This window comes from Roseibium sp. JB4-4 (assembly GCF_055693425.1).
In genome coordinates this window covers 5,462,869-5,483,927 of the sequence record NZ_CM146333.1, presented here as the reverse complement: position 1 = coordinate 5,483,927, position 21,059 = coordinate 5,462,869, and the positions used below count along the sequence as shown (strand labels likewise).

The following is a 21,059-nucleotide window of genomic DNA, read 5'->3' as shown; positions in this document are numbered from 1 at the left end:
CAGCGATGACTTGATTTAGGTGATGACCAGGCCGAAACCCATCGGCTGCTCTATTGAATGCAGGACTGATCATGCGACATCTTCTTTTAGCCAGCCTATGCGCGCTTAGTCTTGCCGCATGCCAGTCAGGGTCCTCTCAACGTGCGAGTTTGCCCGACCAGCCCCAGCTTAGCGTTCCAGCCGGAGCACAAAGCGTAAATATAGCAGCCGATCCACCAACCGTACGCAATGCTCTGGTATCCAGTGCGCAACAACGTGGTACGGTTGTTCTTCAGGACCAGCCAAATATGGTTGTTCTGGAAAGGCCGATGACCAGTCCGAATCCTGCACTCGATTCTGAATTCGGACCGTCAGACAACGGTCAGCGTGTCATTCGCATCCGCGTCCGTTTTACCGGTACACCCTGCCAGACGCTCGCCGTTCAGGACCTTGCCGTCATAAACAACGTTCGCACAGCGCTTGAACAAAGTTTCGTGTTACCCGGTGACCCGAACACAATGCAGAGCCTCCAGGGCTTGAAATCGCGCGCCGAGCAAAACAGCTCCTGTCCTGCCGTCTCGTCCTGAGGGCTGAAAGCAATTCCAACCGAGCGGCGTGACCGGTCTCCCGGCCACGCCTTTTTGTTGCACCAAACGGCCGCTTCAAAACCGATGTGCTTGGCTTGAAATTCCGGCTTCTGAAGTCGCCGCTATGACGGCACGGCTTCAGGGGCAAATTGCTTCAGGAATTCGGGGCTTGGGGGAATTGGTTTGATAACATCGATCAGAACGCCATTCGGGTCACGAGTAATGAAGTGGCGCTGACCGAAGTCTTCATCACGTAGAACCTGCAAGATAGGCAAACCGTTTTCCTTGGCTCGTTCATAAACTGCATCAACGTCTTTCACTTCGAAATTTATCAGCATTCCGGCCGCTTTCTTGCCTCGTCCTTCTTTCGGGATTGTCTCGTGGTCCTTATCGAGAACCGCAAGATTGACACGTTCGTCTTCCTCGGATTGCAGATGAACGTACCAGTCGGCTTCGAACGCCGCCTTGAATTTGAAGTTGTCCCGATAGAACCGCGCGGTTTCTGCAACATTCGATGTCATCAGAACCGGGTAATACTGTGTGCACTTCATCTTTCGATCTCCTTGCCACGGAACCACTGCCAATCTGACCGGTGCACCGTCATGCCGACGAAAACCCGGTCATTGGAGGGGTCTTTTCAACGCCAATAAAAAGACATACAGTTTGTATGTAAATTTCAATTAACATACAGGCTGCATGTATGCAAGAAACAAAATCTCGCCGAACTCAGGCCGAACGCCGGGCCGAAACCCGCAGCGCACTCCTAAAGGCTGCCCGGGCTCTGATCGTTGAAAAGGGGTATGCGGAAACAGGAACGCCGGAAATCGTGAAGGCTGCAGACGTCACCAGAGGCGCGCTCTATCATCACTTTACGGACAAAGCGGACCTCATGCGGGCTCTCGTCCATCACGAAGCGGCTGCAATAGCGGTTGAAATCGATGCCGAGACCGATATCAGACAGTCTCCGCTCGACGCTTTCATGTCCGGTGCGAGCGCTTACTTTTCCGCAATGTCCGTGCCTGGTCGCGCAAAAATCATGTTGCTTGAGGGGCCTGCTGTTCTGGGCGTAGCGGAAATGGCGGAAATTGACAAAGAGACCGGTGGCGCAACGCTGTTGGAAGGTTTGCAGCACAGCGCAAAGCACGGACACCTGAGAGGCATCCAGCTAGAGCCGCTGGCCGATCTTCTTTCCTCGGCATTTGACCGTGCAGCGCTTGCCATTGCAGCTGGAGAAGACCGAACCGCATACGAGGCAGCCACGCGCAAGCTTCTGGCAGGCATTTTGGCGGACTGACTAGCGTTTTTGTGATTTTGGAACAGCCTCTTAGGACTCGACGTTAATCAGCCATTTACCATAATTGTGTTGCTTTCGGAGACCGTTTGAGTATTCCGTTTATCAAGATTGCGGCCCGTAAAGCTGTTTTAAGATGACAACAACCGATATCCGCTGCGAGGCGGCCCCGGGAAAGGACGCGAGCATGGCGATAAAATTGAGCCGACGGAGCTTTGTTGCTGGAATTCCGCTGTTGCTGGCCGCCTGCCAAAGCAAACAGGGCGCCACGGTTCAAGCGGGTTTGACGCCTCTGTCTGACGGGACGCCTGATTATGCGACCGCCTATGCACCTGTGCGGGACGGCGGCTTTTCGCTGCCCGGCATCAAATATCAGAACTTCGACCCGAAGTACCTGCGCCAGTCGGTGTTCTATCCGTCCCAGTACCCGTCCGGTACAATCGTTGTCGATCCGAACAGAAAGTTCCTATACCTCATCCAGCCAGGCGGGCGCGCCATCCGCTACGGCATCGGCGTCGGCCGTGCCGGGTTTGCCTGGAATGGCGAGGCGGTGATCCGTTTTAAGCGCAAATGGCCGAAATGGTTTCCACCAGACGAAATGATCGAGCGCGAACCGCGCCTGGCCAAATACAAGGACGGACAGGAAGGCGGCCCAAGCAACCCTATCGGCGCCCGCGGTCTCTATCTGTGGCAGGGCAACAAGGACACGCTCTACCGCATCCACAGCACAAACCAGCCAAGCAGCATCGGCACCAATGCATCCAGCGGCTGCATCCGCATGTGGCACCAGGACATCATCGACCTCTATAGTCGCGTTGAACTCGGCGCCAAGGTCGTGGTTCTTTAAGTCGATCGCTACGCTTTTCGCCTATTGCGCCGTCCAGCCACCGTCGATGGGGATCGTTGCACCCGTCACGTTGTGAGCTATCGGATTGCAAAGCCAAAGAGCAAGCTCACCGATTTCAGAAGGGTCGGAGGTGCGTCGTGACGGCTGCTTTTCTGCCAGCAGATCCGCAATCCCCTTGTCCCGGTCTCCGCCAAATTGTTCGGCGCGGGCTGCCACTTGTGGCTCGATGATGGCTGTCTCCGTCCAACCGGGCGCAATGCAGTTGACGGTAACGCCGCCTGCTGCCTTCCTGCCTGCCGTCGCATATTCAAGAGCAGCAACTTTGCTCATTCCCACCAGACCGAATTTTGACGCGACATAAGGTGCCTTGTTCACGGAGGCGACCAGCCCGTGAACCGATGCAATATTGATCACCCGGCCATAGCCTCTGGCTGCCATCGCCGGCAGGGTCAGTCGCATGGTATGGAAAGCTGCCGAAAGATTGACGCCGATGATCGCGTCCCAGATTACCGGATCAGCTTCCGCAAGACTGGCGGTTTTTTGAATTCCCGCATTGTTGACGAGAATATCAGCGCCGCCCCAGCCTTCAACCTCCCCCATCATTGTCTCGATCGCGGCCACATTTCTGACATCCGCATCGAAAAACCTTACCTTAGGAGCACCGGCTTCCAGTACAGCTTCAACAGTTGATTTTGCTTCCTCATCCGTCGCCAGGCCGTGTACGCCAACTCGTGCCCCTGCCCGCCCAAGAACTTTTGCAATGGCCAGCCCAATCCCTTGCACCGATCCAGTGACAAGCGCAGTTTTCCCGGTCAGTTCGCTCATGTCTGCTCCTCCTCGTTCACTCTGTCCCGAAGCTTCGTCTTCAGAACCTTTCCGTAGTTGTTCTTCGGCAGTTCAGAAACGAAACGATACTCTTTTGGTCGTTTGAACCGTGCAATCTGATCCAGACAATGGGAATCCAGTAGTTGTGTCGTGACGCCATGATCATCGTTGCAGACAACGAAGGCCACTACGGTTTCACCCCACTCCGGGTCAACCCGGCCGACAACCGCCACTTCACGCACGCCCACATGGCTCAGCAGAGCCTCTTCCACTTCGCGTGGGTAGATATTGGAACCACCGGAAATGATCACGTCCTTGGAGCGATCCTGAAGGGTCACATACCCGGCATCGTCCATGCGCCCGAGATCTCCCGTCCACAACCAGCCTTGCCGAAGTGTTTTCGAAGTCGCATCCGGGTTGTTCCAATATCCCTTCATGACGGTAGGCCCCTTCACCACAATTTCCCCCACTTCACCGGGCGAAAGCTTGTTTCCTGCCTCATCGACAATCGCAACAAGGACAGCGGACTGCGCTGTTCCGACTGAATTCAGCCGTTCTCGCCAACGCGGATGACCACGATCAGACACTTCTTCTCGTGGCAGTGCCGTGATTCCCATGGGACACTCACCCTGGCCGTAAATCTGGATGAAGCGAGGCCCCATCAGATTGACAGCCTCCAGAATGTCCGCCTCGTACATCGGTCCACCGGCATAGACGATGGTCCTGAGGCCTTTGCCGGAAAGGTTCTTCGCCTTGGCTTCGTCTATAAGCCTTCGAACCATCGTCGGGGCTGCGAACATCGACACGGACCCGATCAGAGGAGCAATCTTCAGTATCTCTTCGGCGTCGAAGCCACCGCCTTCGGGCACAACATGCCGCGCGCCCTTCAGGACATGCATGAAATTGTAGAGACCGGCACCGTGGCTCATTGGGGCCGCATACAGGATGGCGTCCTGGGTTTTGACTTCATCCACGTCTGAAAAGTAGGTCAGCGTCATGGAAAGGATGTTTCCACACGTTATCATGACGCCCTTGGGCTTGCCGGTCGTGCCGGATGTATAAAACAACCAGGCAAGATCATCCTTTTGGAGGGCGACCGGAATTTTGTCCGACTGGGAGCAGCGCATTGCGCCAAACTCTTCACCCGACAGACTGACGATACGCACATTCTGATCGACAAGCCGTGCGAGTTGCCTGCCGGATTCCTCATCCGCAAAGACAAAAGACGCTCCGGAATTTTCGATCATCCAGGCAGCTTCTTTGACATGCAGTTTGGCGTTGATCGGGACAACCGATGCACCGATCCACCATGCGCCATAGAGGGCTTCCAGATACTCGGTCCGGTTGGCACAGTAAAATGCGACGCGGTCGCCTTTGCCGACATCTTCTTTGGACAAAGCCAAGGCGATGGAGCCGGCACGTTTGGCAAACTCGCCATAGTTGGCAGTACATGTTGTGCCGGTATGAAGCGCTGGTGCATCAGGCATTCTTGCCGCGCTTCTATAAAGCCATTCTGCCGGGTTCATTCTTGCCTCCCTATGCGACCTTTCAGATACTATTGCGAGACGTTCTGAGGAATTACGTCAATTTACCTAACGGGGAGAACATGGAAGACAGCGAGACAATCGCTTTTGAATTCGCGCCGGTCGGGCTGATTTACTCCGAAAACCGATGCATAAAGAAGTGCAACACACTCTTTGCCGAGATGTTCGGCTATTCCCGTGCTGAGCTGACTGACGCCTCTCTGTCGATCCTTTACCCCTCTTCAGAGGAGTTTTCCCGCATCGGCCAGATAGGCGCCCAGAAAATGATGGGAACCGGCCGATACCGTGACGAACGTATTATGCGCCGACAAGACGGAGAGCTGTTCTGGTGCCGTGTTCGCGGCCAGTCGCTGGATGCCGCAGAACCTTTTGCGCGCGCTGTCTGGTCCTTTGCCGACATTTCCGAAGACAGGCCGATTACCGACATGAGCGTGCGGGAACGGCAGGTGGCAACGCTTATGGTCGAAGGAAAGACCTCCAAGGAAATTGCCCGTGTTCTGGAAATCTCGCCACGAACGGTTGATATTCACAGGGCCCGATTGATGAAAAAACTTGGTGTCAGAAACAGCCTCGAACTTGTGGCACATATCAGCGGCATTCCGCTTTAGTGCCTCGAACTTGCTATTCAACATGAAAGAAATTTCACTTGAACCAGCAAGTCGGCACCCCACCTGAACAGCCGGAGGACGGCCTCCAACTTCCATCAAATCAACGGGACGGCCCGGCCAGGAGAAGATCCCATGGCTTGGATTTTTTGCTCGCCGCAGGTTTCCTTGAAATCGTCTGGGCGTTCGCGATGAAGGAATCGCAGGGGTTCACGCGTCTGACACCAACGCTGATCATGCTTGGCGCAATGGTGGCCTCGTTCGCTCTTCTTTCGCTTTCGATGCGCAGCCTTCCGCTGGGAACCAGTTATATGATCTGGACCGGGATAGGCGCCGTTGGCGCCTTTGTGGTCGGCATCTGGTTTCTTGGCGAAACAGTAACCATCCAGCGCCTGGTTGCTGCGCTTCTGATTGTCGCTGGCATCGTAACAATGAAGCTTGCCTGAGACTGAGAAAGACTGAGAAAGACTGACCTGACCGGGGCACCTCCTCTGCTGCTGCCCCGGTTGATCCATGGCAACCGCGTCGAAAGGGGTTTCATGTGCTCTGCGCTTATGCGAGCCTTCAATGCAACTCCGCCTTTCAGCCATGTCTCCCAACACGGCTAAAATCGTCAGAACCGATCAGCATTCCAAAGGCATTTGCGCGCAACAATGACCACGACAAAAGCAAAACTGCCCCCGCGTTCCATCTTCGCCGCGGCAAGCGGCAATGTTTTGGAGTGGTATGATTTCACAGTCTATGGCTTTCTGGCACCTACGCTTGCAGCCTTGTTCTTTCCCTCCGAAGACAAGTTCGCTTCCCTGTTGTCCGCCTTTGCGGTGCTTGCCGTCGGATACGCTGCCCGGCCAATCGGCAGCGTGATATTCGGGCATATCGGCGACAGGATCGGGCGCAAGACAGCCTTGATGATTTCGGTACTGTTGATGGGCGCAGGCTCGCTCGCAATTGCGCTTTTGCCAACCTACGAAGAAATCGGCGTCACGGCTGCGGTTCTGCTGGTTCTTATCCGTGTCGTCCAGGGTATTTCAGTTGCAGGTGAGTACACCGCCTCCGGTGTTTTGCTGGTGGAACAGGCCCAACCCGGGCGAAAGGCCCTCACAGGGGCTTGGGTCGCCTTCGCCATGATGTGGGGCTGCGTCCTTGGCTCTGCTGTGCCTGCAGCAGTGAGCTCCATCCTGTCTCCGGAAGACATGCAGTCATGGGGATGGCGGCTCCCGTTCGCACTTGGCGCTCTGGTTGCTCTTTTCAGTGCCGTTTTGAGGCGCAGCCTGACTGAAAGCGCGCCGAACGATGCGCAAAAGAGCAAAGCCTCTCCAATCATGGAAAGTCTTCGTGATCACTGGAGACTGCTGATCCAGATGGTGCTGCTGCTGATCCCGAGCGCGGTCATCTACTTCGTTATCTTTGTCTATGCGGTCTCATACCTGACGTCGCAAATGCACTTCACTTCTGCCGCCGCGCTCGACATCACCACCGTCAACTTGATTGTCATGGCCCTGCTCGTGCCGGTTTGCGGTCTGGCCGCAGACAGGTTCGGTCAAAGATCGGTTTTTCTCGTCGGCGCAGTCGGTACGCTTCTTGTAGCAATCCCCAGCTGGTGGCTGATGCATCGACCCGACATTGGCATTGTGTTCCTCGGGCAGTTCGGCCTGACAATCACCAGCACCGTTGGATGGGCATTGTCCGTATCGGCTTTGACGTTGATGGCGCCGGATCATTTGCGCTGCAGTGTCGTTGCACTGGGCTACAACACCTGCATGGCGATCTTTGGCGGCACAACGCCGATGATTGCAACCTATCTGGTCAACAGAACAGGCGACGATTTTGCGCCTGTCTACTATGTGATCGCCGCTGTCCTTGTGTCTTTGCCGGTTATCTGGCGGCTGCCAAAGTTGATCGGAGAAAACCGATCCGGAAGGGCGAACTAATTTCGAATTGGGCAGCGGTGATTGGGAAGGCGGATTGTGAGCACTTGGGTAAAAGAAGCGATCACCAGGATCAACGCGGACGCACATCGTTCAGCCGATACGCATCTGTTCAAACTGCCCCTGCCCTCCCTGAAGGGTGTCGACATTTATCTGAAGGACGAAAGCACGCACCCGACCGGCAGCTTGAAACATCGCCTTGCGAGATCTCTTTTTCTATATGCACTTTGCAATGGCAAGATCAGGGAAGGTACACCAGTCATTGAAGCGTCCTCGGGCAGCACCGCTGTGTCGGAAGCCTATTTCGCAAACATGATCGGTGCCAGGTTCATAGCTGTGGTGCCCAAAAGCACCGCGCACAGCAAAATCGAACAGATCCGCCTTCACGGCGGCGAAACGTATTTTGTTGAATCGGCACCGGAGATGCACGGTGCAGCAGTGGATCTCGCAGCCTCCATTAACGGCTATTTCATGGACCAGTTCACTTATGCGGAACGGGCAACCGACTGGCGCGGCAATAACAACATCGCCGAAAGCATCTTCCGGCAGCTGGAATGGGAACCTCATTCGACACCGAAAAGACTGGTCATGAGTGCCGGCACAGGCGGAACATCCGCAACTCTTGGCAGATATATCCGCTACAAAGGCTATGACACCAAGCTCACGGTTGTCGATCCGGAAAATTCAGTCTTCTATGATGCCTACCAGACTGGAGATCGCACCCTCACTTCAGAGAAATCCAGCCGTATAGAGGGCATTGGTCGCCCGAAGGTCGAGCATTCATTTTTGCCCGATGTGATCGATGACATGATCAAGGTTCCCGACGCTGCCAGCGTAGCGACCATATTGTGGCTCGAAAAGCTGACCGGCCGGAAGGCGGGCGCTTCTACAGGCACCAATCTCTGGGGCTCTCTGCAGATCGCCCGAAAAATGTTGGACCAGGGTGAAGATGGTTCAATCGTCACGCTGATGTGTGACAGCGGTCAGCGGTATCTTGATACCTACTATGATCCGAACTGGGTCAAGGAGCACTTTGGCGACCTGTCCAACTATTCGGCAGAACTTCAGACCTGGGGTTAAGGGCATGGACTGCCCCGCGACTGCCAACATGGCTGGAACGCGTCGCCTCATTTGCTCTTGAAACCTCAGGCAAACGGACGACCATGACCGACTGACCAATTCTCCTTCGGCAGGTCATGCACAGTCACGAACAGATCTTCTGGGCGGACACCCGGATTTTGAGACAACACTTCCGCAATCCGTAGAAACAGTGCCGCTTTCTGCTCGGCAGTGCGTGTATTGAAAACCGAGATCGTGATGTAAAGGACGTTTATGCTGCGCTCGACCCCGAATGCAGAACCGTAACGGAAGTTTTCCGGCGCGTGTTCAGTGAGGGTCATGAAGCGATCATCATCAGGAACCTGCAAGGCATCTCGCATGGCCAGGTACACGCCATCCAGCACAGCTTCGCGATAGGTCTTCGATTGCCCGGCACACATTGACACATGAACAATTGGCATTTGGTCCTCCAGAGACGCTTGCATTCATTGACCTATTCAAATTATCATTTCAAAACAAAATGACACTGGATTACAGAGATAAAAAATCTTTATGATAGATCGTGCGCTGGATCTTGATTGTGTACGTGCCTTCGTTCGTATCGCCGAGCTTGGCAGTTTTACCCGAGCCGCAGAGATGGCCCGAATGACCCAGTCGGCAATATCACTGAAATTGAAGCGCCTTGAAGAAAGACTGGACTGCAAACTCGTCCAGCGAACGCCAAGGCATGTGGAACTGACCGCGCGCGGAGCAGTGTTTCTCGAGCATGCACGAGAACTGCTTGAGGTCCATGACCGTGCTTTCACGACAGTCGCCGGGTCACGACAGAAACTGGCAATCGGTCTGAGCGATCATGTTGCCGGACCAGACCTTCCGGCTCTGGTTGCGCGCATGAATGCGCAAGATCCTCAACTCACCATCGAAATCCGAATAGGGTCGTCACTGGATCTGTTGAAAGATTACGATCTCAGGCTTCTGGATGCCGCAATTGTCCGGTTCGACAAAGGGAGAGACGGCGGGCAGACCATCGCTCATGAAAAATACTCCTGGTTCGCATCGCAAAAATGGCGGCACAACGAAGGGGAGCCTTTGCCGATTGCGACAATGCCCGAACCTTGCGGTGTCAGGAGCCTGGCGGGAGAACTGCTCGACGGCGCGGGAAATGAATGGAGGGAAGTCTTCGTCGGCGGTGGAGTGACGGCAGTTTCTGCCGCCGTTGTTGCCGGCATGGGTGTGTCCGCGCTGTCTCGGCGCATGCTCCCGCTCGGTGCTGTTGATGTTGGTCCTCGACTTGGGCTGCCTGAGCTGCCGGCCTTGCCGGTAATCCTGCATACACGCGTCAAGGATGGTCGCCTTTCTGGCGCTCTCAACGCTCTGGCTTCAGCCTTCAAAGCCGCGATCTAAAAACCAAAACTTTCGGAGTTTTGCGTTTGATTTCTGAGATTCAACCGGCCTTCAAAGGTCTGCGGAATGCTCATCTGCGAACGCGCGGATCAAGGCGCTGACTGGTGATTGCGCCACGCGATTGGCGGCTTCCTGTGGCGTAACCCATCGCCGCTGACGATGGTTTTCCTTCCAGTCAGCCTCCGGGATCAGAGCTTCGACCTCCAAGGCGTAAACATCAACATGGCATAGCGCACCCCACTTTTCGTAGCGGTAGGAGCCTATCGGCTCGTCGCTGATCTTTCCCTCAACACCTGCTTCCTCGCGCGCCTCGATCACCGCAGAAGCGCCGGGATCAAGGCCAGGTTCAACAATTCCCTTCGGCACCACCCAATGACGGCCACCGCTGGAACCGACAATCAAAACCTGAACCCCGTCTCGTGTCCTCCTATAGGGCACAACCGCAGACTGGGTGTAGTAGTAAAACGGCCGCTCCCGGTGCTCGGGACCATCCGGCCCTGGAAACGGAAAAACCTCGGGAAGGTCTCGCGGGTCAATCCGTGACAGCATCCGCCACATTCCTTCAGTCAAGCAAAGATGGAGAAGAACCCCTGGAGCCAGACCCGGCTCCATATCCAACTGCAAGTCTGAAATAAGTTGACGCATGACCGAGGCTTTCGCAACCAGCATCGACAATCCGCGGCTTTTAAGCCGAGGCAGTACTCCATTGCCAAGGTGTCTGGAGACTTCGATGTTTTCGCTGGTCCAACCACCTGCTTTCAATGCTTTTTGAGCGCTCACCCAAGCACGCTCACACGGAGCCGCGTATACGGTTTTCGGAACCAAACCGCATCGCCCCATCCATGCTCCGGCTTTTTGTGCCTGTCGTTTGCCTTTGGTGCGCAGCGGCCGGTTCGCGCTTTCACCTTCCCAGAATTTCTGGCCCGAACCAGCGCAAAGAAGCAGCACTTCCATGGGTGTCTCCAGTCAGAAAACACAGCGCAGAACCGATCTCGTGGGTATCAACCCGACAACGGTGCACCATTATCGTCACGTTCGTGAGTATTTACCAAAGATAGTTTGTCCGCGGTCGAAGCATAAACTGACTTCGCCGCATTGCTGACTCACTCTGCGATTACCGAAAAAAGACGAGGTAAGAGGGAGCATTCATGAGACGGCGGAGTTTTCTGATTGGTGGATTGGTGCTTGCAGGTGGCGGTCTGTTAGCGGCCTCACGCGTTCCGGCACAAAAGCTCAGCACGGACGGGCGGTCAGGTTTGCCAGATCTTGACGCGTTAGGCGGGGATCAATCCTCTACGGACATCATCTGGAAAAATCCCGATACCTGGGCGGAAGTTCTGATAACCGCAGCCGAAGCCCAGATCGGCGTTACCGTTCTCTACGATCCCGGTTATGTCGGGTTGACGTTCCCGAACGGCGACATTCCGCGGGAACGCGGTGTGTGTACGGACGTCATCGTCCGCGCCTATCGCGATGCCTTCGGCTTTGATCTTCAACGCGAAGTCAACGCTGACATGAAGAACGATTTCAATGCATATCCGAAGAACTGGGGCCTGAAGCGGCCGGACAAAAACATCGACCACCGCCGTGTGCCCAACTTGCAGACCTTTTTCACCCGGAAAGGCGCCGGGCTTCCAGTAAGCGACGACCCGAGGGATTATCTTCCGGGCGATATCGTATCGCAATTGCTGCCGGGCAATCTGCCGCACATGGCCATTGTCACGCACCGCAAATCGCCCGATGGTCAGCGTCCGATGCTTGTTCACAACATCGGTGCTGGTACCAAGCTGGAAGACCGGCTTTTCTCTTACCGGATCACCGGCCGCTACCGCTTCCAGCCTGCTTGAAGCCTAAAAAGCCACGTATCGCTGCAAGTTCCCGTCAAAGGCGAACCTTGTGTTGACGCCCTGGATCTCAGCCACAAGATCGTACTTGTCGCTCCCTGTCGATGAATGTCCCTCATCCACATAGAGTTGACCAAGACCGTCGGCCGCGATGCTGCCCCAGTATCGGAAACGGCCACCACCGACCGGACCGGCAATCTCGATCGCCTGACCGGCCAAAGCCGAAACCCTAAACATGATCGCCATTTTACCCAGAATTCCATCACCATCTGCCGTCACCGGCTGCGCCGACACCAGTGCCTGCTGCAGCACGGTAGTCGTGTGTGCTGCTGTGAGTTGAGGGCTGATGTCAATGAGTGCGCGGACTTCCAGCGGGCGCCATTGTTCGATCACTCGCCGGAAGGCAGCAGAGCGCAAATTGCCGCCACTCCCGCCGAAGAGAGCACCGGCAAGTGCCGGCAAATCCGGACGGTTTCCGATACGCTGGGTCGCAGGCCTGCCGGGGGCATCTTGCTGCAGCGATCCTGTCGTCCGCAACGCATCTCTCAGATCGACCGGTGTGAAGACGGGCCGTCCACGCGCCTGCGCCATGCCTTGAAGACAGGCGATCGCACCGGTGACAATCGGTGATGCACTTGAAGTGCCCGAAAAGCGGTCTGTATACCAAAGGTCTTCATCGGCACCACCTTGAAGGTCGCCATAACCGCATGTCGACACTTCGCGGCCCCAGCCTTGCGCATCGACAATTGATCCATAGTTGGAAAACCCGAGACGGGACCTGTCCGGTCCGTGGTTGCGTCCGTGGGTTCCAGGAGGGGGCGCACCCGCCCCGACAACAATAGCGCCGGAATCCCGGTTCGACCGACGGAAAGGATTGCTCCAGCTGGCCGGAAACCCGAAGCCGGGCGTTTCGTAGAGAGCGTCATCGAGATCTTCCGCGCCGTTGCCCGCAGCCTCCACTACGATGATCCCCCGCCGCGAAGCATTCAGGATTGCGGCGAAATCATCCGGCCACCATTCAACGGCGATATAGCCTCTCTGATCAGGCCTCAGACGGAAGTTATGCCGCGGGCCGGGGCGGTGCATTTCAAGAAGCAGCACATCCCCAGCACTCAAACGCGCAGCGGCATGATTGATGGCACCGGCCGATCCCAGCGACCCATGGGAAACAGCTGTGCAGATGGCTTCCGGTGAAATGCCGGTGACGCCGAAGCCATTGATGTCGCCGCCATATTCGCCAAGAACCGCTGTGCCGTGATTGCGCCAGCTGACATCGTTATATTCCGTTCCGCCAACAACACCGCCCTGTCGCTCGACGAGGTCTTCGTGAGTAAAGCGCCACCCGCCTTCAATATCGGTGATGTGGACACCCGTGCCGCGCCCGCCGGCCTGAGTCCAGGCCCAGCGCGCGTTGATGCCGGCCGGAGCCGGGTCAAGATAAATCTGTCTGACGACATAGTCCGGTGAAGCGGGGGGCGGCACATCTGGGGCGGCCACCATCTCATTCACGCCTTCAACCACGGCCTCTTCGGGAAGTTCAACAGCCGGTTTCAGGTACACAGCTTCGAAGAGATCGTTTTCCAGAAGGTCTTTTTGCAGGTCTTCAAGATCAGATTCAGGAGCCTTCAATCGGTAAAATTCCGTCAGGCTGGCAAGTGGAGCCATTGCAGCTTCCGACAATGCTCCGACAGATGCCGCAACCCGTTCCTCCGTTGGACCGAAAAGCGGCACGGCGGTGCCACCGTATTTCTTGAGTGTCTTTTCAAGCTTCGTTGTTGGGGCACCTGCAAGCGAAATTATTTCCAGGCCACTTGTACGCAGCCCGGCATCCGCCTTTGATATTGCAATCAGCTCCGCCTCTGGAGCCGGACCTGCAGTGATTTTCTTGGACTTCCTGGCCATGACATCCTCCCTGGCAATATGGGACGAACCGGCCGACTTCAGGGAAGCTCTAAACCCGCCTTGACATAGACGGACAAAACCCCGTCGAGGTCCTTGATCTTCTCTGTGAATTCACCGGCCTGTTCGTCCAGAAAAAAACTTAAAAAAAGCTGTCGGACGAGCCCGGATTGGGGGTCGCAAGGTCATGATTGCAAATCGCGCCGTGATGATTGCATGCACCTACAAGTGCCACGGCAGAAACCGCTTGTGGCTTGCCACTTCTCAGCTCGGTCAATAGCGAGGCGGATATCAGGACAACGACTTCAGTCAAACCAACAACTTTCGCAAACTATCAAGGCAGCGGCCGTAAAAACCTCTGCCCGATCCGATGGCTGAACGGCAACAAAAACAAGCCGTTACGACCACCAAGTTTCAGCCCACGAATTTCAGCAATGTTGACCCGCAAAAATCAAAGCGGGTAATTTTGAAGACCCGCTATCCGGGATTACCACCAATAAGCGCATAACGGGTTGTATTAACATTTACCAATCAAGAGTAGCGCCGAGCGATCGAAATGGCAAGCTGTTGATGGAACGTCTCTTCCTTGAAAGGGTCGCCACCTACCAATCGTTGTGTGCAATTTGGCCGTCCATGCTTATATGAAACAAACACATTCAATCGGTTTTAAGAATGCCCACCGTTTATCAGCTGAAATCTCGTTTCCAGGATCTTCTGCGCCCTCTATGCAAAAAACTGGCAAAAGCCGGAGTAACTGCAAATCAGGTGACACTTGTTGCCCTGGTCCTGTCGGTTCTTGAAGGTGCGGCCCTCTGGTTGTTTCCAGGATCGGCAGTACCCTTCCTGCTTCTTCCCCTGATCCTGTTTTTGCGCATGGGGCTAAACGCCATTGACGGCATGCTCGCCCGTGAACACGACCAGAAATCGGATCTTGGAGCGATCTTGAACGAACTGGGCGACGTTCTGGCCGACGCTGCGCTGTACCTCCCGTTTGCTGCGCTGGCCTTTGTATCGGGCGAACTTGTTATCGGACTGGTGGTGCTCGGCATCATTGGTGAAATGACAGGTGTCATAGGTGTGCAGATAGGCGCAAGCCGGCGATATGATGGCCCGTTCGGCAAAAGCGACCGTGCAGTGCTCTTCGGCTTTTGCGGATTTTTGATCGGGCTGGGCATTCAATCCAGCACGCTGTTCCTTGTACTTTTTGCAGCAGGTCTCCTGCTCTCCGCGTTGACAATCTGGAACCGCGCCAAAGCGGCACTGAAGGAGCGGGCTTCCGCATGACACTTGATACAATTCATTGGGTTATCATTGGCATCTGGGGCATCCTCGCACTGGCAAGCGTCATTGTCTTTGCTGTCGCAAAGCGCTCAGACAAGGACATGAGCGAACTTGTTCAGCGGACCCAGAGCTGGTGGGTCATGGTGGCGATTTTCACGCTTGCCTTCCTGGTCAGTAAAACGATTTCAATTATTGTTTTTGCACTCATCAGCTTTCTGGCACTGAAAGAATACTTCTCAATGATCCCCACAAGGCGCACCGACCGGCGCGTCCTTTTCTGGGCTTACCTCTCGATACCCGTCCAGTATTTCTGGGTCTATGACAGCTATTACGGCATGTTTGCGGTGTTCATTCCGGTTTACATGTTCCTGTTTCTGCCGTTTGCCAGCCTGCTGTCACAGCAGACGGACGGGTTCCTGAAGTCTGTCGGAACTCTGAACTGGGGCTTGATGCTGTGCGTCTTCTCGATCAGTCACGCGGCCTTTCTTCTGATCCTGCCACCAACACCCGAAAACATGTCCGGGGGTGCCGGACTGCTTCTCTTCCTGATCTTTTTGACCCAGTTTAACGACGTAGCCCAATACACCTGGGGCAAACTCTTCGGTCGGCACAAAATTATTCCGGGCGTCAGCCCGAACAAGACATGGGAAGGATTTCTAGGAGGAGTTGGAACGACGTTCGTTCTGGCATTGCTGACGGCTCCCCTGGTGACGCCATTCGGCATGCTTCATGCAGCCGCCGCAGGTCTTCTCATTCCCGTTGCCGGGTTTGTCGGAGATGTCACGGTATCCGCCTTGAAACGGGATCTTGGGGTCAAGGACACAGGCAGCCTGATCCCCGGCCACGGAGGCATTCTCGACCGCATTGACAGCCTGACATTCACCGCCCCTCTCTTCTTCCACTTCACCCGTTATTTCTATTATTGAGCCCATGATGCTCCAGAAAGCCTTTTACATAGTCATCAAGATTGTCGTGCTGTTCCTTCTCGGACTGAATGTCCGGCGCAAAGAGCTGCTGCCCTCGACCGGCCCGGCCATAGTGGTGGCTAACCACAACAGCCACCTGGATACGATGGTGTTGATGGCACTGATGCCCTTGTCGAGGCTGCAGGACATCAAACCGGTCGCAGCGGCAGACTATTTCTTTTCCTCTCCCCTCAAGGCTTGGCTGTCCAAAAACATATTGGGCATCATTCCCGTTGAGCGAGGCGGTGCCAACAAATCGAACGATCCGCTACAGGGCTGCTACGACGCACTTTCACAAGGCAAGGTTCTCGTGCTCTTTCCCGAGGGATCACGCGGCGAACCTGAACTGATGACGGATCTGAAAAAGGGCGTCTCCTATCTGGCAGAACGCTTTCCGGATGCGCCGACCGTTCCTGTTTTCACGCATGGCTTGGGCAAGGCTTTGCCGAAAGGGTCCTTTCTTCTGGTTCCCTTCTTCTGTGACATTTTCGTCGGGGAACCAATTACTTGGACCGGAGGCCGGACTCAATTTATGACGACCCTGAAGGACCGGTTCAACGAACTTTCATCAGAAAAGAATTTCGCGCCCTGGGAGTAACCGACTATCTTTTTTCAAGGGTCAAAGAGATATTTGAGCTCACCTACACACCTGAACCTTATTTGCCCTCGATAGTCTTAGACAGCCTAAGTTATCCTTGCAGTCCCAACGAGAATTGTGTTTGGCTCCTATCATGCTTCCTTGATAGCGATCAGGCTGAAAGACACATATGAACCATTGGACAAGCTTGATCCTGGCATTGGGTATTGCATTCGGGCTCGGGTATTTTGTTTCTTTATTCAATCCTTTTGAAACAACATCATCACCTTCCACGGTCACAATTGCCCCCGAAGCAACCCAAGATGCCTTTCCGGCGAATGCCGTATCTGTAACGACCGCCGAAGTTCGCCTGACGCCACCTCGCACCCGAATTCAATCCATTGGGACAGGCAAAGCAATCAGGTCAATTCACGTTATTGCCGACGTTGCCGGAACGGTTGAGAAAATTCACGTTCAGCCGAACACTGATGTGGAGACCGGCGATCCGATTGTCACTCTTGAGCGCAAAACTCAGGAAATTCTTCTCGGGAGTGCCACGGCGGAATTGGAAAAACAGAATGCTTCCTTTGCTCGATTTGAGACTTTAGCCTCTCAAAACAGCAGTGCTGTTTCCCAGGCCCAGTTGGATGAAGCTCGCGCCTCGCTTACGCTCGCTCAGGCCCAGGTCGCCGAAGCGCAATATGAATATGATCGACGCATTATCAGGGCCCCATTCGCTGGCCGCATCAACCTAAACGATCTGACAGTTGGCAGTTATCTGCCTCAGGGAGCGGAAATTGTAACTCTGGTTGATTCAAGCAGTCTGCTCGTTGAATTTACCGTCCCGGAAACATCTATATCGCAAATTCAGACCGGAGTAGCCGTTCGCCTGACGACACCGGCGCTGCAGGGCCGTGTTTTCAATGGAACCATTGTGGCGTTTGACAGTTCAATCGATGAAGAGTTTCGCACTGTACGTGTGCGGGCAGAAGTCCAAAATCCTGAAAATCTTCTACTCCCCGGGATGACATTCAGCGTCAGCCTTGCCAGTTCCGATACACCACAGCCAATGGTGCCAGCGGTCTCGATTCTCTGGAACCAGAATGGTGCTTATGTGTGGCGATTGAACCAGGACAACACACCAGAAAATGTCGCTGTCGTCCTGCGCAACCGGCTTGGTGACAACGTCTGGGTGGAAGCGGATTTGTCGGCCGGCGACATTGTTATCAAGGACGGTGCATTCAAGGTCAGCCAGGGTGCGACACTTGCATTGGACATTGAGACCAAGACCCAGGAACCTTCAGATGGCTAACGATGCACTTAGGGCATCAGGACAGCAGAAACTGGGCATCGCAGCGGTATTTGTCGGGCGGCCGGTTTTAGCGTTGGTGGTCAATCTCCTGGTGATCATCGCAGGAGCTGCCGCCTTGAACGGTGTCGAAATCCGTGAACTGCCGAATGTCTCGCAACCCGTCATTTCCGTAAGTGCCAGCTATCCAGGGGCCGCGGCCGAGACCGTCGATGCCGAAGTCACACGCGTGCTGGAAGACGCTTTGGCGCGCCTTGAGGGGTTGGTGAACATATCGGCGACATCAAGCTATGGAAGTTCCAGACTGACGCTTGAACTCAGTACCAGCACCGATATTACCGATGCCGCCAATGATGCTCGCGACCTGGTCTCAAGAGCTCTCCGAAACCTGCCGGACGATCTTGATGAACCGACTGTTCAAAAGAGCGATGCGGATGCCGACCCAATTCTTCGGTTGGCTTTGAGCGGCTCGTTGCCGCTGACTGACTTGGCGTCGCTAGCCGAAGGCATCGTCTCAGATCGGCTTTTGGCAATTGACGGCGTAGCAGAAGTGCAGATAGCCGGCGACTATGACCGCATCATGCGGGTGACTTTTTCTCCGGTTGCCCTGGCGAGCCGTGGAATCTCGTTGGCGGATATGAGGTCGGCTCTTGCCAGCGCCAATCTCGACATTCCTCTTGGCGCGCTGGAAACGAGTACTCAGGCACTGATCGTTCGCTCCGTTGCTTCAGCAACAACCGAAGAAGCCATTTCCAATATTCGCTTGAACCGCGAAACGGTTGTCGGTGACGTCGCCTTTGTGCAACTGACATCTGATGACCCGACCGTCATGACGCGCATCAACGGGCAACCGGGTGTCGGGATAAATGTCGTTCGACAATCCCACGCAAACACGTTGACGATATCGACTGCCGCAAGAAAAGCCGTTGCGACGCTTCAGGAAGATTTGCCCGATGGGGCAAATCTCATCATTGTCTCTGACGATGGCGTCTTCGTCGAACGGTCGATCTTCGGTGTTGTTTCAAGTATTGCCCTCGCGATTGTCATTGTCGTTGCGGTTATTTTCCTGTTTCTTCGGTCGTTGCGTGCTGTTGTCGTACCTGCCGTGGCGGTTCCCATTGCTTTGATCGGGACAGTTTCGGCCATCTGGGCCGCCGGCTTTTCGGTCAACACGATAACGCTGCTGGCGCTCGTGCTGGCGACAGGCATGGTCGTCGATGACGCTATTGTCGTTCTTGAAAATATCGTTCGCAAAAGGAGGGAAGGCCTGGGCCCCTTTGCGGCGGCTGCCGTCGGCACCCGTGAGGTGTTCTTTGCGGTCATCTCAACAACAGCAACGCTTGCAGCGGTGTTCATTCCGATATCATTTTTACCAGGTCAGGCGGGGGGCATCTTTGGCGAATTCGGCTTTGTTCTGGCCTTCGCCGTCGCGCTTTCCTCTTTTGTGGCGCTCACACTAAGCCCAGCACTATGCGCCTTTCTCGATCCAGGAAAAGAAGAGCGAAACCAAAAGCATCAGTCAGATGTTTCTCAGGGAAATGCCTCTTTCTTCATGTCAGGTTTTGAGAGACTGATTGCCCTGATCTTGAGGTTGCGTTTCCTGATACTCGCTGTCTCTCTTGTCTTTGCCGCCTCCTCACTTGCGCTCTACGGTCTGTTGCCACAGGAAATTACCCCTTCCGAGGATCGCGGCACGATTATGATATCGCTGCGCACACCGACTTCCGCCAGCCTGGAGTACACCAGCGAACAGGTGGCCACGGTCGAAAAGATATTGGAACCCTATGTCGAGAGCGGCGAAGCTTTGGCAGTTCAATCTCTGATCGGATTGCGTTCGACAAATTTCGCACTTGTCTTCGTTCGTCTCGCACAATGGGAGGACCGCAGTCGAACCCAACAGCAAATTGCGGCTGAAATTCGCCCCATGGTGAGCCGGATTCCAGGTGCGATTGTTGCACTACGCAGTCCGAACAGCCTTGGCATCCGGGGCGCCGGCAGTGGTGTCCAGTTTGCCGTCGTAGGCAAAAACTTCAACGTATTGGGTGGTCTGACCGAGACATTGATCGAAGAAATGCAATCGGACCCAACCTTCTCAAACCCGCAACTTGTCAACGAAGTAAATCAGCCGCAGCTCCTCCTGGAGATTGACAGGGTCCAGGCGGCAAATCTGGGGATCGCACCGCGCGACGTCGTCGAAACGCTGAACACGGTCATTGAAGGCGATCAAGTGGCCGAGGTCTTCTTCGACAACGAAGGAATTGACATTCAGCTGGAAGCCGGTGGTCGCCCGATCAACGATCAGAGCGATCTGGAAAACACTTTTCTGCGCGCCAGCAATGGACAATTCCTGCCTATTTCGACCGTTGCCACCCTTTCGGTCTCGGCCTCTTCTGCATCGTTGAGCCGCGAGGAACGTGAACGTGCTGTTTCCGCACAGGCCAATCTCGGCAGGGACGTTGACCTCGGCACGGCTGTCGAACGGCTGAAGCAAATTGCTCCCGACATTCTCGGGACCGAAGGCCGCCTCATATTCTTGGGAGAAGCTGCCACGCTGGACGACGGTGAAGCAACAACTTTGCTGGTTTTCGCTGCGGCTTTGCTGGTCGTATTTCTGGTTTTGTCCGCCCAGTTTGAAAGTTTCAGCAGCGCACTGATCATCCTGATAACGGTCCCTTGCGGACTTGGAACGGCGCTGCTTGCTATTCTCTTTACGGGAGGCAGTCTGAATTATTTTAGCCAGATTGGTCTGGTTATTCTGGTCGGCATCATGGCCAAGAATGGCATTCTGATCGTCGAGTTTGCCAACCAGCTCAGGCAAAAGGGCCAACCGGTTGACGAGGCAATCCGAAATGCCATGAGCATTCGCCTTCAGCCTGTGTTGATGACCATGGCCTCAACGGTGGCAGGCAGCATACCTCTTGTGCTTGCAACCGGCGCTGGAGCAGAAGCAAGAATAGCCGTCGGCTGGGTTGTTGTCGGAGGCCTTGGTCTTGCGACCATTTTCACACTGTTTCTAACACCGGCAGTCTATCGGATCATAGCAGGTTTCACCGATGCACCGGGCGCAACTGAAACGCGGTTGGAGCGTGAACTTGCAGAAGAGACCTGACGAGAT

Annotated in this window: 19 protein-coding genes and 1 pseudogene; 14 read left to right on the top strand and 6 right to left on the bottom strand. The window is 55.1% G+C overall.

Annotated elements, in window-relative coordinates:
• The first annotated feature begins 71 nt into the window (after nt 1-71).
• Nucleotides 72-566: a hypothetical protein gene (locus ACZ1HV_RS25820; RefSeq protein ID WP_298822464.1), complete on the top strand. Its 495-nt coding sequence runs from the start codon at nt 72-74 to the stop codon at nt 564-566.
• A 122-nt stretch (nt 567-688) separates the two neighbouring features.
• Here the strand turns inward: ACZ1HV_RS25820 and ACZ1HV_RS25815 are convergent, their stop codons facing one another.
• Complete coding sequence (locus tag ACZ1HV_RS25815) at nt 689-1,117, bottom strand: VOC family protein (protein ID WP_298959863.1); 429 nt, start codon at nt 1,115-1,117, stop codon at nt 689-691.
• A 149-nt stretch (nt 1,118-1,266) separates the two neighbouring features.
• Here ACZ1HV_RS25815 and ACZ1HV_RS25810 point away from each other — a divergent pair, with 149 nt between their 5' ends.
• Nucleotides 1,267-1,860, top strand: coding sequence for a TetR/AcrR family transcriptional regulator (locus tag ACZ1HV_RS25810; RefSeq protein ID WP_472716731.1), 594 nt, complete (start codon nt 1,267-1,269; stop codon nt 1,858-1,860).
• Between the two features lie 184 nt (nt 1,861-2,044).
• On the top strand, nt 2,045-2,704 hold the full coding sequence (locus ACZ1HV_RS25805; RefSeq protein WP_298822461.1) for a L,D-transpeptidase: 660 nt from the start codon (nt 2,045-2,047) through the stop codon (nt 2,702-2,704).
• A 21-nt stretch (nt 2,705-2,725) separates the two neighbouring features.
• Here the strand turns inward: ACZ1HV_RS25805 and ACZ1HV_RS25800 are convergent, their stop codons facing one another.
• Both ACZ1HV_RS25800 and ACZ1HV_RS25795 read right to left on the bottom strand, forming a co-directional pair.
• Nucleotides 2,726-3,529, bottom strand: coding sequence for an SDR family NAD(P)-dependent oxidoreductase (locus ACZ1HV_RS25800; RefSeq protein WP_472716730.1), 804 nt, complete (start codon nt 3,527-3,529; stop codon nt 2,726-2,728).
• Nucleotides 3,526-5,055, bottom strand: a complete 1,530-nt coding sequence (locus tag ACZ1HV_RS25795; protein WP_472716729.1) for a class I adenylate-forming enzyme family protein — start codon at nt 5,053-5,055, stop codon at nt 3,526-3,528. Before ACZ1HV_RS25795 ends, ACZ1HV_RS25800 begins: the two co-directional genes overlap by 4 nt.
• 80 nt (nt 5,056-5,135) lie before the next feature.
• Here ACZ1HV_RS25795 and ACZ1HV_RS25790 point away from each other — a divergent pair, with 80 nt between their 5' ends.
• The 4 genes and pseudogenes from ACZ1HV_RS25790 (at nt 5,136) to ACZ1HV_RS25775 (ending at nt 8,686) form a co-directional block, all read left to right on the top strand.
• Nucleotides 5,136-5,681, top strand: coding sequence for a response regulator transcription factor (locus ACZ1HV_RS25790; protein WP_298822458.1), 546 nt, complete (start codon nt 5,136-5,138; stop codon nt 5,679-5,681).
• A 132-nt stretch (nt 5,682-5,813) separates the two neighbouring features.
• Nucleotides 5,814-6,124: pseudogene (locus tag ACZ1HV_RS25785) on the top strand (DMT family transporter).
• A gap of 207 nt (nt 6,125-6,331) precedes the next feature.
• Nucleotides 6,332-7,609 carry an MFS transporter gene (locus ACZ1HV_RS25780; RefSeq protein ID WP_298822456.1) on the top strand — a complete coding sequence of 426 codons (1,278 nt, stop codon included), beginning with the start codon at nt 6,332-6,334 and terminating at the stop codon, nt 7,607-7,609.
• A 36-nt stretch (nt 7,610-7,645) separates the two neighbouring features.
• Nucleotides 7,646-8,686, top strand: a complete 1,041-nt coding sequence (locus ACZ1HV_RS25775; RefSeq protein WP_472716728.1) for a PLP-dependent cysteine synthase family protein — start codon at nt 7,646-7,648, stop codon at nt 8,684-8,686.
• A 65-nt stretch (nt 8,687-8,751) separates the two neighbouring features.
• Here the strand turns inward: ACZ1HV_RS25775 and ACZ1HV_RS25770 are convergent, their stop codons facing one another.
• Nucleotides 8,752-9,126 carry a tautomerase family protein gene (locus tag ACZ1HV_RS25770; protein WP_472716727.1) on the bottom strand — a complete coding sequence of 125 codons (375 nt, stop codon included), beginning with the start codon at nt 9,124-9,126 and terminating at the stop codon, nt 8,752-8,754.
• Nucleotides 9,127-9,217: 91 nt separating this feature from the next.
• Between ACZ1HV_RS25770 and ACZ1HV_RS25765 the strand changes: the two genes are divergently transcribed.
• Nucleotides 9,218-10,069: a LysR family transcriptional regulator gene (locus ACZ1HV_RS25765; protein WP_472716726.1), complete on the top strand. Its 852-nt coding sequence runs from the start codon at nt 9,218-9,220 to the stop codon at nt 10,067-10,069.
• Between the two features lie 51 nt (nt 10,070-10,120).
• Here the strand turns inward: ACZ1HV_RS25765 and ACZ1HV_RS25760 are convergent, their stop codons facing one another.
• Complete coding sequence (locus ACZ1HV_RS25760; RefSeq protein ID WP_298983921.1) at nt 10,121-11,023, bottom strand: NUDIX hydrolase; 903 nt, start codon at nt 11,021-11,023, stop codon at nt 10,121-10,123.
• A 194-nt stretch (nt 11,024-11,217) separates the two neighbouring features.
• On the opposite strand from ACZ1HV_RS25760, the gene ACZ1HV_RS25755 reads away from it, so the two are divergent.
• Nucleotides 11,218-11,916 carry a DUF1287 domain-containing protein gene (locus ACZ1HV_RS25755; protein WP_298959844.1) on the top strand — a complete coding sequence of 233 codons (699 nt, stop codon included), beginning with the start codon at nt 11,218-11,220 and terminating at the stop codon, nt 11,914-11,916.
• A gap of 3 nt (nt 11,917-11,919) precedes the next feature.
• On the opposite strand, the gene ACZ1HV_RS25750 is transcribed toward ACZ1HV_RS25755, so the two are convergent.
• Nucleotides 11,920-13,815 carry a S8 family peptidase gene (locus tag ACZ1HV_RS25750; RefSeq protein WP_472716725.1) on the bottom strand — a complete coding sequence of 632 codons (1,896 nt, stop codon included), beginning with the start codon at nt 13,813-13,815 and terminating at the stop codon, nt 11,920-11,922.
• A gap of 669 nt (nt 13,816-14,484) precedes the next feature.
• On the opposite strand from ACZ1HV_RS25750, the gene ACZ1HV_RS25745 reads away from it, so the two are divergent.
• The 5 genes from ACZ1HV_RS25745 (at nt 14,485) to ACZ1HV_RS25725 (ending at nt 21,053) form a co-directional block, all read left to right on the top strand.
• Nucleotides 14,485-15,096, top strand: a complete 612-nt coding sequence (locus ACZ1HV_RS25745) for a CDP-alcohol phosphatidyltransferase family protein (RefSeq protein WP_472716724.1) — start codon at nt 14,485-14,487, stop codon at nt 15,094-15,096.
• Nucleotides 15,093-16,019 (top strand): phosphatidate cytidylyltransferase, encoded by a 927-nt coding sequence (locus ACZ1HV_RS25740; protein WP_298822447.1) that lies wholly within the window; start codon nt 15,093-15,095, stop codon nt 16,017-16,019. Before ACZ1HV_RS25745 ends, ACZ1HV_RS25740 begins: the two co-directional genes overlap by 4 nt.
• 7 nt (nt 16,020-16,026) lie before the next feature.
• The gene (locus ACZ1HV_RS25735) at nt 16,027-16,656 is read left to right on the top strand and encodes a lysophospholipid acyltransferase family protein (protein WP_472716723.1); all 630 of its coding nucleotides are present in this window, start codon (nt 16,027-16,029) and stop codon (nt 16,654-16,656) included.
• 169 nt (nt 16,657-16,825) lie between these two features.
• The gene (locus tag ACZ1HV_RS25730) at nt 16,826-17,947 is read left to right on the top strand and encodes an efflux RND transporter periplasmic adaptor subunit (RefSeq protein ID WP_472716722.1); all 1,122 of its coding nucleotides are present in this window, start codon (nt 16,826-16,828) and stop codon (nt 17,945-17,947) included.
• The gene (locus tag ACZ1HV_RS25725; RefSeq protein ID WP_472716721.1) at nt 17,940-21,053 is read left to right on the top strand and encodes an efflux RND transporter permease subunit; all 3,114 of its coding nucleotides are present in this window, start codon (nt 17,940-17,942) and stop codon (nt 21,051-21,053) included. Before ACZ1HV_RS25730 ends, ACZ1HV_RS25725 begins: the two co-directional genes overlap by 8 nt.
• The last annotated feature ends 6 nt before the right edge of the window (nt 21,054-21,059 follow it).

What these genes read in the sequence shown, in the direction of transcription:
- ACZ1HV_RS25820 (WP_298822464.1), top strand. Translation starts at nt 72, where the DNA reads ATGCGACATCTTCTTTTAGCCAGCCTATGCGCGCTTAGTCTTGCCGCA.
- ACZ1HV_RS25815 (WP_298959863.1), bottom strand. Translation starts at nt 1,117, where the DNA reads ATGAAGTGCACACAGTATTACCCGGTTCTGATGACATCGAATGTTGCA.
- ACZ1HV_RS25810 (WP_472716731.1), top strand. Translation starts at nt 1,267, where the DNA reads ATGCAAGAAACAAAATCTCGCCGAACTCAGGCCGAACGCCGGGCCGAA.
- ACZ1HV_RS25805 (WP_298822461.1), top strand. Translation starts at nt 2,045, where the DNA reads ATGGCGATAAAATTGAGCCGACGGAGCTTTGTTGCTGGAATTCCGCTG.
- ACZ1HV_RS25800 (WP_472716730.1), bottom strand. Translation starts at nt 3,529, where the DNA reads ATGAGCGAACTGACCGGGAAAACTGCGCTTGTCACTGGATCGGTGCAA.
- ACZ1HV_RS25795 (WP_472716729.1), bottom strand. Translation starts at nt 5,055, where the DNA reads ATGAACCCGGCAGAATGGCTTTATAGAAGCGCGGCAAGAATGCCTGAT.
- ACZ1HV_RS25790 (WP_298822458.1), top strand. Translation starts at nt 5,136, where the DNA reads ATGGAAGACAGCGAGACAATCGCTTTTGAATTCGCGCCGGTCGGGCTG.
- ACZ1HV_RS25780 (WP_298822456.1), top strand. Translation starts at nt 6,332, where the DNA reads ATGACCACGACAAAAGCAAAACTGCCCCCGCGTTCCATCTTCGCCGCG.
- ACZ1HV_RS25770 (WP_472716727.1), bottom strand. Translation starts at nt 9,126, where the DNA reads ATGCCAATTGTTCATGTGTCAATGTGTGCCGGGCAATCGAAGACCTAT.
- ACZ1HV_RS25765 (WP_472716726.1), top strand. Translation starts at nt 9,218, where the DNA reads ATGATAGATCGTGCGCTGGATCTTGATTGTGTACGTGCCTTCGTTCGT.
- ACZ1HV_RS25760 (WP_298983921.1), bottom strand. Translation starts at nt 11,023, where the DNA reads ATGGAAGTGCTGCTTCTTTGCGCTGGTTCGGGCCAGAAATTCTGGGAA.
- ACZ1HV_RS25755 (WP_298959844.1), top strand. Translation starts at nt 11,218, where the DNA reads ATGAGACGGCGGAGTTTTCTGATTGGTGGATTGGTGCTTGCAGGTGGC.
- ACZ1HV_RS25750 (WP_472716725.1), bottom strand. Translation starts at nt 13,815, where the DNA reads ATGGCCAGGAAGTCCAAGAAAATCACTGCAGGTCCGGCTCCAGAGGCG.
- ACZ1HV_RS25745 (WP_472716724.1), top strand. Translation starts at nt 14,485, where the DNA reads ATGCCCACCGTTTATCAGCTGAAATCTCGTTTCCAGGATCTTCTGCGC.
- ACZ1HV_RS25740 (WP_298822447.1), top strand. Translation starts at nt 15,093, where the DNA reads ATGACACTTGATACAATTCATTGGGTTATCATTGGCATCTGGGGCATC.
- ACZ1HV_RS25735 (WP_472716723.1), top strand. Translation starts at nt 16,027, where the DNA reads ATGCTCCAGAAAGCCTTTTACATAGTCATCAAGATTGTCGTGCTGTTC.
- ACZ1HV_RS25730 (WP_472716722.1), top strand. Translation starts at nt 16,826, where the DNA reads ATGAACCATTGGACAAGCTTGATCCTGGCATTGGGTATTGCATTCGGG.
- ACZ1HV_RS25725 (WP_472716721.1), top strand. Translation starts at nt 17,940, where the DNA reads ATGGCTAACGATGCACTTAGGGCATCAGGACAGCAGAAACTGGGCATC.